Below are 14,985 nucleotides of genomic sequence, written 5' to 3' on the forward strand. Positions count from 1 at the left end.
GTCATCACAAGGTCTGAAAAGGCCGGCCGGACCGCCTGCGACGGGCGGTCCGGCCGGTTGTCCGTTGTCTTCTGTCCGTTGCCGGATCTCTGCTCCACGAGGAAACCCGCCATGCTCCTGCAGATTCCCGATATCCTCACCTCCGGAGAGGTCGCGCAGTGCCGGGCGGTGCTGGAGGCCTCCCCCTGGGTGGACGGGCGCGTCACCGCCGGCGACCAGGCGGCCGGGGCAAAGCACAACCTGCAAATCCCGGAGGAGAGCGGGACCGCGCAGGAGCTCGGCGTGGTCATCCTCCGCGCGCTGGCCCGCAGCCCGGCCTTCAATTCGGCGGTGCTGCCGCTGCGGGTCCTGCCGCCGATGTTCAACCGCTACGATCCGGCGATGACCTATGGCTTCCATGTCGACAACAGCATCCGCAGCATTCCCGGCAGCGGCGGCCTGCGCATGCGGGCAGACGTGTCGACCACCATATTCCTCGGCGATCCGGAGGATTATGACGGCGGCGAACTGATCGTCGAGGACACCTACGGCACCAAGTCGGTCAAGCTGCCGGCCGGTCACGCCATTGTCTATCCGTCCAGCAGCCTGCATCGGGTCAGCCCGGTGACGCGCGGGTCGCGCTGGGCCTCCTTCTTCTTCACGCAGTCGATGGTCCGCGACGACGGGCTGCGCGCCATGCTCTACGACCTCGACATGGCGATCATCGGTCTGCGGCAGGAGCTGGGCGACACCCACCACGCGGTGCTGTCGCTGGTCAACCATTACCACAACCTGCTGCGCCGCTGGGCGGAGCTGTGATGACAGAGGGCACGAGAGCCTCCGGTTCGCCGGGATTGGGCATTGCCGACACCCTGCTGGCGCTCGGCCAGTCCTGTCTCGACCGCGGCGAGGGGGACCGGGCCGTCGCCTGGTTCCGCAGCGCCGCGCGCGGTGGCGACGCCCGCGCCATCACCATGCTGGGCCGCTGCCATGAGCGTGGCTGGGGCGTTCCCGCCGATCCCTGCCGGGCCGCCGCACATTACCGCAAGGCCGCCGATCTCGGCGACGGCTGGGCGATGTTCAATCTGGCCGACCTCCATTGCCGCGGCATCGGCGTTCCCGCCGACGACGAGGTCGCCTACCGGCTCTATGCCGCCTCGGCCTCCAAGGGAAATGCCAAAGCGCTGAACATGCTGGGGCTGTTCCACGAGAGCGGACGGGCGGTTCCGGCCGATGGCAACTCGGCGCGCGCCCTGTTCAGGGCGGCGGCGGAAAGCGGCGACTGCTGGGGCCGCTTCAACCATGCCCGCATGCTTCTGCAGGATGGATCGGAGGAAGAGGCGCTGATCTGGTTCCGCCGCGCGCTCGACAGTGGCTTCCCGGACTTCTACCGCGGCATGGCCGCGGCGCTGGCACCGCATCCCAACCCCCGCATCAGGGCCCTGGCTGCTCAGGCCGGAGCACTGGCAGGCCTGCGCGGGGCCGGCACACCGGAATGAGGCTCGTCCATGATGGTTCCGCCCGACACCGTTTCGCTCGCCGATTACGAGCGCCATTTCGACGACCGGGTCGATCCGGCCATCCGCGCCTACATCGCCGGGGCCGGGGCAGACGGCATCACCCTCAATGCCAACCGCGAGGCCCTCGACCGGCTGCGGCTGATGCCGCGCGTGCTGCGCGACCTGTCCGGCGCGACCGCCCGGTCGGAGCTGTTCGGGGAGGTGCTGGATTACCCGATCATCCTGGCACCGATGGCCTATCACAAGCTGGTCCATCGCGACGGCGAACTGGCGACGGTGGAGGCCGCCGGCCTGACCCGCAGTTGGATGACCGTCAGCACCCAGGCCAGCGCCCGGTTGGACGAGATCGCCGCGCGGGCGACGGCGCCCCTGTGGTTCCAGCTCTACACCCAGCCGTTGCGGGGCGATACCCTGACCTTGGTGCGGCGGGCGGAGGATGCCGGCTGCAAGGCGCTGGTCCTGACGGTAGACGCGCCGGTGAACGGCATGCGCAACATCGAACAGCGCGCCGGCTTCCGCCTGCCTCCCGACATCGCCCCGGTCAACCTCGCCGGCCTTGCACCCGACGGCTTCAAGCCGGCAAGGCCCGGCAGCCCGGTGTTCCAGGGCATGCTCCACGCCGCCCCGACCTGGGACACGGTGGAGTGGCTGTGCGGACGGACGGCGCTGCCCATCCTGCTCAAGGGCATCCTCAATCCGGACGACGTAGAGCCGGCCATCGCGGCAGGAGCACGCGGCCTCATCGTTTCCAACCATGGCGGCCGGACGCTCGACACCCTGCCCGCCTCGATCGACGCACTGCCGGCAGTGGCCGCCAGGGTCGCCCGCCGCCTGCCGCTGCTGATGGACGGCGGCATCCGCCGCGGCACCGACATCCTGAAGGCGATCGCGCTGGGCGCCGACGCCGTGCTGGTCGGGCGGCCGGTGCTGCATGCGCTGGCGGTCGGCGGGCTTGCCGGCGTGGCCCATATGCTGACCCTGCTCCAGACCGAGCTGGAGGTGGCGATGGCCTTGACCGGGCGGCCACGTCTGTCCGACATCGACCGCGAGGTGATCTTCGGCGGCTGAGTACCGGTCCGGCCATCGGGCAGCCCCCCTCCGTATACGTCTTTTATATTTTTCGGCCCCGCCGGCCCCCATCGAATTTATACGCGGTTCCGGCGCACGCTCCCATGGTCGCGCTCCCTCTTGATCCAGGTTATCCCGCCGGCGGCGAACCGGCGCGACGATCGGGACGAAGGGTGCGCAATCCCGGAGACGACACCATGCTCGACATCCTGTTCCTGGCACTCACCGTCGGCTTCTTCGCCGCGTCGGTCGCCTATGTCCACGCCTGCGACCGGCTGTAGGAGGGCAGCCGCATGACCCTCGACTACGCACTGGCCGTCATCATGGCCATCGGGCTGTTCGCCTATCTGGTCTACGCCCTGATCCGCCCCGAGCGGTTCTGAGGAGTTCCATCCCATGACCGTCAACGGCTGGATTCAAATCCTCGTCTTCCTTGCCCTGGTCGCCGCGGTGACGCGGCCCCTGGGCGGCTTCATGACGCGCGTCTTCACCGGTGAACGCACACTGCTGTCGCCCGTTCTCGGCCCCGTCGAACGCGGGCTCTACCGTCTGGCCGGGGTCGATGAGAAGGCCGAGCAGCATTGGGTGACCTACGCCGTGTCGATGCTGTTGTTCAGCGCCGCCGGCATGCTGCTGCTCTACGCCCTGCAGCGGTTGCAGGACGTGCTGCCGCTGAACCCGCTCGGCATGGCGGCGGTGCCCGCCGACCTCGCCTTCAACACCGCGGCCAGCTTCACCACAAACACCAACTGGCAGAATTACGGCGGCGAAAGCACCATGGGCCATCTGGTCCAGATGATGGGGCTGACGTTCCACAACTACGTCTCGGCGGCGGCCGGCATCGCGCTGGCGGTGGCGCTGGTGCGCGGCTTTTCCCGCGCCTCCTCCCGCACGGTCGGCAATTTCTGGGTCGACCTGACCCGCTGCACGCTCTACGTCCTGCTGCCGCTCTGCATCCTCTACGCCCTTTTCCTGGTGTGGCAGGGTGTGCCGCAGACGCTGGCGGGGGCCGTCGACGCCACCACGCTGGAAGGGGCGAAGCAGACCATCTCGCTCGGCCCCGTCGCCTCGCAGGAGGCGATCAAGATGCTGGGCACCAACGGCGGCGGCTTCTTCAACGTCAACTCCGCCCACCCCTTCGAGAATCCCAACGCCCTGACCAACCTCGTGCAGATGCTGTCGATCTTTGCGCTGGGGGCCGGGCTGACCAACCTGTTCGGCCGCATGGTGGGGGACGAGCGCCAGGGCTGGGCAATCCTGGCCGCCATGGGGCTGCTGTTCGTCGCCGGCGTCGCGCTGGCCTATTGGGCGGAAGCGCAGGGCAACCCGGCCTTCGCCGCGTGGGGCATCGACGGCTCGGCCGGCAATATGGAGGGCAAGGAAACCCGCTTCGGCATCGCCGCCTCCGCGCTGTTCGCCGCGGTCACCACCGCCGCCTCCTGCGGCGCGGTCAACGCCATGCATGACAGCTTCATGCCGCTGGGCGGCATGGTGCCGATGATCAACATGATGCTGGGCGAGATCATCGTCGGCGGCGTCGGCGCCGGCCTGTACGGCATGCTGCTGTTCGCCATCGTGGCGCTGTTCGTCGCCGGGCTGATGGTCGGCCGCACGCCGGAATATCTCGGCAAGAAGCTGGAGGCGAAGGAGGTCAAGATGACCATGCTCGCCATCCTCTGCCTGCCGCTGATGATGCTGGGCTTCACCGCCTTCGCCGTGGTTCTCGACACCGGCACCGCGTCGATGGCGAACGCCGGCCCGCACGGCTTCTCGGAAGCGCTCTACGCCTATGTCTCCGGTGCCGCGAACAACGGCAGCGCCTTCGGCGGGCTGACCGGCAACACGCCCTGGTACAACGTCACGCTTGCCGTCGCGATGCTGGTCGGCCGTTTCCTCGTCATCGTGCCGATGATGGCGATCGCCGGCTCGCTGGCGGCCAAGCGGCGGGCACCCGCCTCGGCCGGCACCTTCCCCACCCATGACGGGCTGTTCGTCGGACTGCTGGTCGGCGTCATCCTGATCGTCGGCGGCCTGACCTTCTTCCCGGCGCTCGCCCTCGGCCCGGTGGCCGAGCATCTGGCGATGACCGCCGGCACCCTCTTCTGATCGGGAACGCTCCCATGCATGCCAAAAGCAAACGGTCGGGCCGCAAACCGGCGAAATCGGCGGCCAGCACGCTGCTCGACCCTGCCATCCTGCTGCCGGCCATCGGCGGTTCGCTCCGCAAGCTCGACCCACGCCAGATGATCCGCAACCCGGTGATGTTCTGCGTCGAGGCGGTGGCGGCGCTGGCCACCCTGCTGGTCCTGCGCGACGCGCTCGCCGGGGCCGGTGTCACGGGCTTCGCCGTCCAGATCGTCGTCTGGCTGTGGTTCACCCTGGTCTTCGCCAATTTCGCCGAGGCGGTGGCGGAGGGGCGCGGCAAGGCCCAGGCCGCCAGCCTGCGCAAGACCCGCACCGAGACCAGCGCCAAGAAGCTGGAGAACGGCACGATCCGCACCGTTCCCGCCACGGCCCTCAAGCCCGGCGATCTCGTGCTTGTGGAGGCCGGCGACATCATCCCGTCGGACGGCGAGGTGGTGGAGGGCGTCGCCTCGGTCAACGAGGCCGCCATCACCGGCGAATCCGCTCCGGTCATCCGCGAGAGCGGCGGCGACCGCTCGGCCGTCACCGGCGGCACGCAGGTCATCTCCGACCACATCAAGGTGCGCATCACCGCCGCGCCCGGCTCGACCTTCCTCGACCGCATGATCTCGCTGGTGGAAGGCGCCCAGCGCCAGAAGACGCCCAACGAGATCGCGCTGAACATCCTGCTGGCCGGGCTGACCATCGTCTTTGTCATCGCGGTGGCGACGATCCCCAGCTTCGCCGTCTATGCCGGCGGCTCGGTCGGGGTCCTGGTGCTGGTGGCGCTGTTCGTCACCCTGATCCCCACCACCATCGGCGCGCTTCTGTCGGCCATCGGCATCGCCGGCATGGACCGGCTGGTGCGCTTCAACGTGCTCGCCATGTCGGGCCGGGCGGTCGAGGCGGCGGGCGACGTCGATACGCTGCTGCTCGACAAGACCGGCACCATCACGCTGGGCAACCGCCAGGCATCGGAGTTCCTGCCGGTCACCGGCGTCGGCGAAGAGGAACTGGCCGACGCCGCCCAACTCGCCTCGCTGGCCGACGAGACGCCGGAAGGCCGCTCCATCGTCGTGCTGGCCAAACAGGATTATGGCATCCGCGCCCGCGCCATGGAGGAGATGCACGCCCATTTCGTCCCCTTCACCGCCCAGACCCGCATCAGCGGCATCGACACCGACGGGGCGGTGATCCGCAAGGGTGCGGTGGACGCGGTTCTGGCCCATGTCCGCGGCTCGCAACGCATCGCGGTGGCCGGCGGGCGCAGTGTCGCTGCCCTGCACCCGGCAGCCGACCCGGTGGAGCGCGAGATCCTCGCGATTTCCGAACGGGTCGCCAAGTCCGGCGGCACGCCGCTGGCAGTGGCGCGCGACGGGCGGCTGCTCGGCGTCATCCATCTGAAGGATATCGTCAAGGGTGGCATCCGCGAGCGCTTTGCCGAACTGCGCCGGATGGGCATCCGCACGGTGATGATCACCGGCGACAACCCGATGACCGCCGCCGCCATCGCCGCCGAGGCCGGGGTAGACGATTTCCTCGCCCAGGCCACGCCGGAGGCCAAGCTGCAGCTGATCCGCGACGAGCAGGCGAAGGGCAAGCTGGTCGCCATGTGCGGCGACGGCACCAACGACGCGCCGGCACTCGCCCAGGCCGATGTCGGCGTGGCGATGAACACCGGCACGGTGGCGGCGCGCGAGGCCGGCAACATGGTCGACCTCGACAGCGACCCGACCAAGCTGATCGAGATCGTCGAAATCGGCAAGCAGCTGCTGATGACCCGCGGCGCCTTGACCACCTTCTCCATCGCCAACGACGTGGCGAAGTATTTCGCCATCATCCCGGCGATGTTCCTCGCCTTCTACCCGCAGCTCCAGGCGCTGAACGTGATGAATCTCGCCAGCCCGGAAAGCGCCATCCTGTCGGCGATCATCTTCAACGCGCTGATCATCGTGGCGCTGATCCCGCTGGCCCTGCGCGGCGTGCGCTACCGCGCGGTCGGGGCGGCTTCACTGCTGCGCCGCAACCTGCTGATCTACGGCCTTGGCGGGCTGGTGGTGCCCTTCGCCGGTATCAAGGCCATCGACCTGATCGTCACCGCCATCGGCCTGGTTTGAGGAGCCCGACATGTTGAAGGAACTGCGTCCCGCCCTGGTGATGACCGTCGCTTTGACGGTCGTCACCGGCCTCGCCTACCCGCTGGCCGTCACCGGCATCGCGCAAACCCTCTTCCCGCATCAGGCCAACGGCAGCCTGATCGAACGGAACGGAACCGTCGTCGGCTCCGGCCTAATCGGGCAGGAATTCGCCAGCGACCGCTATTTCCACCCGCGCCCGTCGGCCACCACCGGCGCCGACCCGGCCGACCCGGCGAAATCGACCTCGCAACCCTACAATGCCGCCAATTCCATGGGCTCCAACCTCGGTCCGACGAGCAAGGCGCTGGCCGAGCGGGTCCAGGCCGACGCCGGGAGACTGAAGACGGAGAACCCTGGCGTTGCGGTTCCGGTGGAACTGGTGACCGCGTCGGGCAGCGGGCTCGACCCCCACCTGTCGCCGACCGCCGCCGACTTCCAGGTGCCGCGCATCGCCCGGGCACGCGGCATGGGCGAGGATGCGGTACGCCAACTGGTCGCCGCCAACACCGCGCCGCGCCCGCTTGGGTTCCTCGGCGAGCCGACGGTCAATGTGCTGGCGCTCAATCTTGCCTTGGACAGGGCGGCGGCTCCCCGCTAAAGATCCAGCAACCAGAGCGCAGCGGGACGGCGGCATGATCGAGGACAAGGGCGACCGCAACAAACGCCCGTCGCCGGACGCCCTGCTGCGCCAGGCGGAACGGGAGGAGCGCGGACGGCTGAAGATCTTCCTCGGCGCCGCCCCCGGCGTGGGGAAGACCTTCGCCATGCTGCTGACCGCCCATGCCAAGCGGCGCGAGGGCGCCGACCTCGTCGTCGGTGTGGTGGAGACCCACGGCCGCGCCGACACCGAGGAGCTGACCGCCGGGCTGGAGGTCGTGCCCCGCCGCACAGTCCGCCACAAGGGCCATGCGCTGGCCGAAATGGACCTGGACGCCATCCTCGCCCGCCGGCCGAAGATCGTGCTGGTGGACGAGCTGGCGCACACCAACGCCCCCGGCGGACGCCATGCCAAGCGCTATCTCGACGTCATGGAACTGCTGGATGCCGGCATCGACGTCTACAGCACGCTGAACATCCAGCATGTCGAAAGCCTGAACGACGTCGTCGCCAAGATCACCCGCGTCCGCGTGCGCGAGACCGTTCCAGATTCCATCATCGACCGTGCCGACGACATCGAAGTCATCGACATCACGCCCGAGGACCTGATCCAGCGCCTGCAGGAGGGCAAGGTCTATGTCCCCCGCACGGCGGAACAGGCGATCCGCCATTACTTCTCCCCCGGCAACCTGACGGCGCTGCGCGAACTGGCGCTGCGCCGCACCGCCGAACGGGTCGACGACCAGCTACTGACCCACATGCAGGCGCACGCCATCGCCGGTCCCTGGGCCGCTGGCGAGAGGCTGCTGGTGTGCATCGACCAGGACGCCAGCGGCGGGACACTGGTCCGCTATGCGAGGCGGCAGGCGGAACGGCTGCGCGCCCGCTGGGGCGCCATCCATGTCGAGACCAGCCGCGACCTGCGGCTGAGCGAGGCGGAGCGCGACCGCATCGCCGACACCCTGCGGCTGGTCGAACGGCTGGGCGGGGAAGCGGTGACGGTTCCCGGCCGCGACGTCGCCGACGCTGTGGTCGACTATGCGCGCGCCAACAACATCACCCATATCGTCATCGCCAAGTCCGGGCGCCCCCGCTGGGCGGAGCTGCTGCACGGCTCGGTCGCGCACGGCCTGATCCGCCGGGCCGGCGACATCAGCGTCCATGTCATCGCCGCGACCGCCGCCGACCCGGTGCCGCCCAGGACGGTGCGGACCGCTGCCGCCGACCGGTGGTCCTTCCAGGGACTGCCCTACCTCGCCGCCAGCGCCTATGTCGCGGCGGCGCTGGGGCTGGGCCACCTGCTGCACCTGACATTGGGGCTCAGCAACATCGCGCTGGTCTTCCTGACCGCCGTGCTGGGCAGCGCCGTAACCGGCGGACTGGGGCCGTCGCTCTATGCCAGCATCGCCAGCGTGCTGGCCTTCAATTACTTCTTCCTGCCACCGCTCTACACCTTCACCATCTCCGATCCGGAGAACATCGTCGCATTGCTCGTCTTCGCGGTGGTCGCGGTGATCGCCAGCAACCTGACCGCCCGCGTCCGCGCCCAGGCGGTGACGGCACGGCTGCGCGCCAGGACGACGGAGGATCTCTACCGGTTCAGCCGCAAGCTGGCCGGCGTCGTCACCATGGACGACCTGCTGTGGGCCACCGCCTACCAGATCGCCGCGATGCTGAAGGTGCATGTCGTCCTGCTGATGCCGGAGGGCGACGGGGAGACCGGCAAGGACGGCAACAGGGAGGGCGACCGCCTCGCGGTGCGCGCCGGCTATCCGCCGGAGGATGTGCTGGACGAGGCCGATCTCGCCGCCGCGATGTGGAGCTGGCGCAACAACAAGCCCGCCGGCCGCGGTGCCGACACCCTGCCGGGCGCCCGCTGGCTGTTCCTGCCGATGCGGACCGGCCGCGGACCGGTGGCGCTGGTCGGCATAGACACCGGCGCCGGTACTCCCGGCCGGCAACGCGGCGGCCTGCTGGCCCCGGACCAGCGCCGCCTGCTCGACGCGCTCAGCGATCAGGCAGCGCTGGCGATCGAGCGGGTGATGCTGGCGGAGGATGTCGACCGCGCCAAGCTGGCGGCGGAGACCGAGCGCCTGCGCTCCGCCCTGCTCACCTCGATCTCGCACGACCTGCGCACCCCGCTGGCCTCCATCCTGGGCTCGGCCACAAGCCTCACCCGCTACGGCACCGCGCTGGACGAGCCCGCCCGGCTCGAACTGGCGACAACGATCCAGGAAGAGGCGGAGCGGCTGAACCGCTTCATCGCCAACCTGCTGGACATGACCCGCCTGGAATCCGGAGCCATCCGCCCACGCACCGGCCCGGTCGATTTGTCGGAGGTGGTCGGCAGCGCCCTGGAGCGCGCCGGCCGCATCCTTGCCGGCCACCGGGTAGAGGTCGACCTCGCCGCCGACCTGCCGATGGCCGATCTCGACCCGGTGCTGTTCGAACAGGCCCTGTTCAACCTGCTGGACAATGCCGCCAAATATGCGCCGGCCGGATCGCGGGTGACGGTGCGGGCTCGTCGCGTGCCGGCCGGCGTGGAGGCCCAGGTGATGGACGAGGGCGACGGCATCCCGCCTGCCGATGTGGACCGCATCTTCGACAAGTTCTACCGTGTCCACGCCCAGGACCGGCAGCGCGCCGGCACCGGGCTGGGGCTGGCGATCTGCCGCGGCTTCGTCGAGGCGATGGGGGGAAGCATCGTCGCCGGCAACCGTCGCGACCGGTCCGGCGCCGTCTTCACCCTGACCATTCCCGCCGCGGCGGAGCTGCCCATGCCCGAGGAAACCGCGCCATGACCTCGCCCTCCGCCCCGCTGCGCGTCCTGGTCGTCGACGACGAGCCGCCGATCCGCCGCTTCCTGCGGACCAGCCTGTCGGCCCAGGGCTATGACATCGTGGAGGCCGAGGACGGCGACGCGGCGCTCCGGGAAATCCATCGCCGGGTACCGGATCTGCTGGTGCTCGACCTCGGCCTGCCGGGGATCGACGGGCTGGAGGTGATCCGCCGCCTGCGGGCCGGCGACCAGGCCTCCCCCGCGATCGCGGCGCTGCCCATCATCGTGCTGTCCAGCCGGGTCGACGAGGCCGGCAAGGTGGAGGCGCTCGACCTCGGCGCCGACGACTACGTCACCAAGCCCTTCGGCGTCGACGAGCTGCTGGCCCGCATCCGCGCCGCCCTGCGCCACCGCCTGCAGCGCCAGGGCGAGCGGCCGCTGTTCCGCAGCGGCGACCTGACGGTCGACCTCGTCCGCCGCATCGTCACCGCACGCGGCGGAGAGGTGAAGCTGTCGCCGCGCGAATACGACCTGCTGCGCCTGCTGGTCGCCCATGCCGGCAAGGTCCTGACCCACCGCATGATCCTGAAGGAGGTCTGGGGCGGCGAGACCGACATCCAGTATCTGCGCATCTACATCCGCCAGTTGCGCCAGAAGATCGAGGCGGAACCCGACCGCCCCCATCACATCCTGACCGAAACCGGGGTCGGCTACCGCCTGCGGGGCCCGGATTGACCGGATCGACCGGTTCCGTACCGCCGGCCCCTTGACCTCCGGGCACGACATCGGGAAGATGGATCGGACACTGATCTAAACCGGTTTTACCCTTGAACACGCAGCCCGTTCCCTTCCGGCGCTTCTCGACGGACGTCCTGCCGGAAAAGGAGCGCTTCGGCGCGTGGCGGGACGCCATGACCTCGGTCTACGAGATCGCTCCGCCCGACGGCGACGCGCGCCGGCACTTCACCGGAACGGCAACCAGCACCCATTTCGGCCCACTGATCGTCGGGACCATGGATGTCGACGCCCTGGCCTACCACCGGACGCCGGCCCGGATCCGTTCGGACCATATCGACCATTTCATCATACGCCTGGACAGCGCCGGCGCCGCCGGCAACGCGTCGGACGAGATCCTGGTCAAGGACATGGGCCAGCCGCTGGAGCTGCCGACGATGCGGTTGCAGGGAGCCTGCGTGATCGTGCCCCGGGACATCATGACCGAGATGCTGCCGCGGGCCGACGCGCTGCATGGAACGCGCCTGGGCGGCATCATGGGGCAATTGCTGGCCGACCATCTGCGGTCGCTGGCCCGGAACGCTCCGGCATCGACGATGGCAGACGCGCCGCATCTGGTGCGGGCCATCCGCGGGATCCTCACCGCCTGCCTGGCCCCCACCCATGACGCGCTCCTGCAGGCAAGGCCGCAGATCGCGGCAACCCTGATGATGCAGGCCCGGCGCCTTGTCGACGCCAACCTGAACGACCCCGGACTGTCCGCCGACCGCCTGTGTCTGGAGTTGGGCCTGTCACGCTCGGCCCTCTACAAGCTTTTCGAGCCGCATCGGGGCATTGCGCGCTACATCCAGGGCCGGCGTCTGCTGCGAATCCGCGAAATCCTTTCCGATCCCGCCGACAGCCGCCGCATCGGCGAAATCGCCTTCGCGTTCGGCTTCACCAGCGAGGCGCATTTCAGCCGGATCTTCCGGCGCGCGTTCGGCTGTACGCCATCGGACATCCGGCACGGCTGGGCATCCGCCCCCGCAGACGGTTGCCATCGGGCGCGTGGTGCCGAGGGCCACGACACCAGGGCCACAGCCGGACAGTTTCCCGACTGGCTGCGCCAGCTTCGCGCCTGAAGCGTCGCTCCGCCGGAGCCGTGGACGCGCGGTCAAGGAAAATGGACCCACGGTCATGGTCCGGGTTCCGTTGCCACGCTAGCGTACGGCATTCGAAGCGCCGATCGGCGCCCGATCCCTTTCGGCCGGAGGCAGCATCCATGTCGTACGATTTCTCACGATTGCTGGACAGCAAACTCAGCATGAACGAGCGCCCGCTGGTGATGATGTGGTCCATCTCGGCCGGCGGTGCCGCCGAAGCGGTGTTCCTGACCTGCCTCGAACAATTCAAGCAGTCGCCGTCCAAGGCCAAGGTCAAGGCCATCTTCGAATGGCTGGTCGATCAGGGCGATGCCTCGACAAAATCCGGCTGGGGCAAGGGGGACGGCCATTGGGGCTCGATGAACCTCGAATCCGATGGGGTCAGCAATTCGGTCAAGCAGGCGGCCGGTACGATTTCCGCCAATTCCAAATATTACATCGCGCGGAAGTCCTGGTGGGGGAAGAGAAGCGCTGCCCTGCACGGCAACCTTGGAAACAGCCCGGCTCCGAACATGTTCGACGGCTTGATCGAACAGGCGGTTTCCGCCCTAAACACCGTTACTCCCTCGTTCGGAGGCTGGACGATCGATAAGCTCGACAGGCAGGACTCCTACATCGTCAGCCGGCTGAAAGGCATGGAATACATGAACAACGCCTTCCAGACCGCCGGGTTCAACACTGCCGCCATCGGTATCCGCCTGCCCTTCAAGTTCCGCTGACGACGCATCCGCCCCGACGCCGGACAGTCACTCCGCAGGCCGGGCGCTTTCCAGGGCTTCGCGCTCTGCCCGCAGAGACTCGAGCTTCGTTTCCAGCTTGCGGATCTCCTTTCCAAGCTTGCGCAGGCGTTTTCGCGATGGCTTTGCCGCGATGCGTTCGGCCCGGATGCGCCCGTTGATCGCCGCCTTGGCCTCATCCGGCAGCCGTTTCCAGCCTTTCACTTCCGCCTTCGTCCGATGGCAGCCGCGACATGCGCCGCTCATGTCGAAGCGGCAGCTTCCGATGCACGGGTTCCCGGTGTCCTTGCTGCTTGTGGTCCTAGCCATGGGGCCCTGTCGAATGATCGCTTCCAGTCGACGACAATGTCGTTTCGGAACGCCCCTGCGACAATGGCGGCCGCTCGCACCAAAGCCCTCCAACATTGTATGGATTCGATGCAGGAGGAATTGAACGGTGCGGCATACTGGCGCATCGGCGAAATTGCACGGCTTATAGCCATACAATAAACTTGCAGGCATGCGGTCAATATTCCATACAAAACTCATTGCCAGATGGTCGCCCCGCCATTCGCCCCGGCAAGGGGCAGGCGGCCGGACGGTTCCTTCGAGCCAGGTGCCCCATGCCAAGCGACGCGCCCCTCATCACCCGCCGCCCGGAACACGCCGCCGCTCCGGCGCCTGCTTCCGCTTCCGCCCCCGCCCCCGCCTATGCCTATGCCTCCCATCGCAAGATCCACCCCAAGGCTGTGCGCGGGCGATACCGGCGTCTGAAGACGGTGCTCGGCGCGGTGCTGCTGGCGCTGTTCGCACTGCTGCCTTGGCTGCGGTGGGATCGGGGGCCGGACGCGCCCGATCAGGCGGTCCTGTTCGATCTCGACGGCCAGCGCTTCTACATGTTCGCCGTCCAATTGTGGCCGCAGCAGGTCTATTACATCACCGGCATCATGATCATCGCCTCCATCGGGCTGTTCCTGGCTACGGCGGTCGGCGGGCGGGTCTGGTGCGGCTTCACCTGTCCGCAGACGGTCTGGACCGACCTGTTCGTCTGGGTCGAACGGCAGGTGGAGGGCGACCGCGGTGCCCGCATCCGGCTGGATCAGCATCCCTGGACCGCGAACTGGCTGGCGAAGAAGGCGGTCAAGCACACGGCATGGCTGGCCATCGCCTTCGTCACCGGCTTCCTCGGCATCGCCTACCTGACCGATGCGCCGACCCTGGCAGCGGACCTGCTGCGGTTCGACGCTTCGGCACTGGCGGTGGGTTCCATCCTGTTCATGACGGCCTGCACCTATCTGATGGCAGGCTTCATGCGCGAGCAGATGTGCTTCTACGTCTGCCCCTGGCCGCGCATCCAGGCCGCCATGCTGGACGAGGAGAGCCTGGTCGTCACCTACCAGGATTGGCGCGGCGAGGGGCGCGCACCGCTGCGCAAGAACGAGGGCTGGGACACGCGCCGGCACCAGGGCTTGGGCGATTGCATCGATTGCGGCCAATGCGTCCATGTGTGCCCGACCGGCATCGACATCCGCGACGGCATCCAGATGGAATGCATCGGCTGCGGCCTGTGCGTGGATGCCTGCAACGACGTGATGGCGCGCATCGGCCAGCCGGGCGACCTGATCCGCTTCGACACATTGACCGCCCAGGCCGCGAAGGCGGCCAATACCACACAAGCCGCCAAGGCGGCGGTCGCCCTGCCCCGCTACCGCCTGTTGCGGCCGCGCACCATCGTCTACGGCCTGATGCTGGTGGTGGTCGGCGGGGCGATGGCCATCGCCCTGGCGTTCAAGCCGAGCAACGATATCGCCGTGCTGCGCGACCGTGCGCCGCTGTTCGTGATGCTCAGCGACGGACGCATCCAGAACGCCTACACCATCAAGATCGCCAACATGTCCCTGACAGGCCGGCACTATCGATTGACCCTGTCCGGCCTGCCTCAGGCGAGCCTCAGCCTGTCGGGCGAGGGCGGGGAACTGAACGAATTGGCGTTGTCGGCCCGCGCCAACGCGGTGGATACCTACCGCATCCAGGTCCGCGTGCCCCAGGCCGCGCTGTCGGCCCCCTCGACGCCGCTCACCCTCACGCTGACGCCAGATGCGCTGTCCGGTCCGGCCGGCGAACCGGTCCGTCACGACAGCGTGTTCCTCGCCCCCTGATCCGGCGACGCCGGCACCGATCCGGTGG

13 protein-coding genes are annotated in these 14,985 nt (G+C 68.5%); 12 read left to right on the forward strand and 1 reads right to left on the reverse strand.

Annotation, left to right across the window (positions count from 1 at the left end; genetic code table 11):
- Window positions 1-111 precede the first annotated feature (111 nt).
- The 11 genes from ABMY26_RS03250 (at window position 112) to ABMY26_RS03300 (ending at window position 12,801) form a co-directional block, all read left to right on the forward strand.
- On the forward strand, window positions 112-798 hold the full coding sequence (locus tag ABMY26_RS03250; protein ID WP_372395032.1) for a Fe2+-dependent dioxygenase: 687 nt from the start codon (window positions 112-114) through the stop codon (window positions 796-798).
- The gene (locus ABMY26_RS03255; protein ID WP_372395033.1) at window positions 798-1,478 is read left to right on the forward strand and encodes a tetratricopeptide repeat protein; all 681 of its coding nucleotides are present in this window, start codon (window positions 798-800) and stop codon (window positions 1,476-1,478) included. Before ABMY26_RS03250 ends, ABMY26_RS03255 begins: the two co-directional genes overlap by 1 nt.
- Window positions 1,479-1,487: 9 nt before the next feature.
- Entirely contained in the window at window positions 1,488-2,567 is a 1,080-nt protein-coding gene (locus ABMY26_RS03260) for an alpha-hydroxy-acid oxidizing protein (RefSeq protein WP_372395034.1), read from the forward strand.
- 293 nt (window positions 2,568-2,860) lie between these two features.
- On the forward strand, window positions 2,861-2,950 hold the full coding sequence (kdpF, locus tag ABMY26_RS03265; RefSeq protein ID WP_372395035.1) for a K(+)-transporting ATPase subunit F: 90 nt from the start codon (window positions 2,861-2,863) through the stop codon (window positions 2,948-2,950).
- Window positions 2,951-2,963: 13 nt separating this feature from the next.
- The gene (kdpA, locus tag ABMY26_RS03270) at window positions 2,964-4,673 is read left to right on the forward strand and encodes a potassium-transporting ATPase subunit KdpA (protein WP_372395036.1); all 1,710 of its coding nucleotides are present in this window, start codon (window positions 2,964-2,966) and stop codon (window positions 4,671-4,673) included.
- A 14-nt stretch (window positions 4,674-4,687) separates the two neighbouring features.
- On the forward strand, window positions 4,688-6,808 hold the full coding sequence (kdpB, locus tag ABMY26_RS03275) for a potassium-transporting ATPase subunit KdpB (RefSeq protein WP_372395037.1): 2,121 nt from the start codon (window positions 4,688-4,690) through the stop codon (window positions 6,806-6,808).
- Between the two features lie 10 nt (window positions 6,809-6,818).
- Window positions 6,819-7,427 (forward strand): K(+)-transporting ATPase subunit C, encoded by a 609-nt coding sequence (locus ABMY26_RS03280; RefSeq protein ID WP_372395038.1) that lies wholly within the window; start codon window positions 6,819-6,821, stop codon window positions 7,425-7,427.
- Window positions 7,428-7,461: 34 nt separating this feature from the next.
- Window positions 7,462-10,227 (forward strand): DUF4118 domain-containing protein, encoded by a 2,766-nt coding sequence (locus ABMY26_RS03285; protein ID WP_372395039.1) that lies wholly within the window; start codon window positions 7,462-7,464, stop codon window positions 10,225-10,227.
- A complete protein-coding gene (locus tag ABMY26_RS03290) occupies window positions 10,224-10,940 on the forward strand; it encodes a response regulator (RefSeq protein WP_372395040.1) in 717 nt (238 codons plus the stop codon). The genes ABMY26_RS03285 and ABMY26_RS03290 overlap by 4 nt, the downstream gene beginning before the upstream one ends.
- A gap of 92 nt (window positions 10,941-11,032) precedes the next feature.
- Complete coding sequence (locus ABMY26_RS03295; RefSeq protein ID WP_372395041.1) at window positions 11,033-12,061, forward strand: helix-turn-helix domain-containing protein; 1,029 nt, start codon at window positions 11,033-11,035, stop codon at window positions 12,059-12,061.
- Window positions 12,062-12,201: 140 nt separating this feature from the next.
- Window positions 12,202-12,801, forward strand: a complete 600-nt coding sequence (locus tag ABMY26_RS03300; protein WP_372395042.1) for a hypothetical protein — start codon at window positions 12,202-12,204, stop codon at window positions 12,799-12,801.
- Between the two features lie 27 nt (window positions 12,802-12,828).
- Here the strand turns inward: ABMY26_RS03300 and ABMY26_RS03305 are convergent, their stop codons facing one another.
- Window positions 12,829-13,347: a DUF1289 domain-containing protein gene (locus ABMY26_RS03305; protein WP_372395119.1), complete on the reverse strand. Its 519-nt coding sequence runs from the start codon at window positions 13,345-13,347 to the stop codon at window positions 12,829-12,831.
- Between the two features lie 74 nt (window positions 13,348-13,421).
- Here ABMY26_RS03305 and ccoG point away from each other — a divergent pair, with 74 nt between their 5' ends.
- The gene (gene ccoG / locus ABMY26_RS03310; protein ID WP_372395043.1) at window positions 13,422-14,957 is read left to right on the forward strand and encodes a cytochrome c oxidase accessory protein CcoG; all 1,536 of its coding nucleotides are present in this window, start codon (window positions 13,422-13,424) and stop codon (window positions 14,955-14,957) included.
- The last annotated feature ends 28 nt before the right edge of the window (window positions 14,958-14,985 follow it).

It is taken from the genome of Azospirillum sp. HJ39 (assembly GCF_041507355.1).
GTDB classification, from domain to species: domain Bacteria; phylum Pseudomonadota; class Alphaproteobacteria; order Azospirillales; family Azospirillaceae; genus Azospirillum; species Azospirillum thiophilum.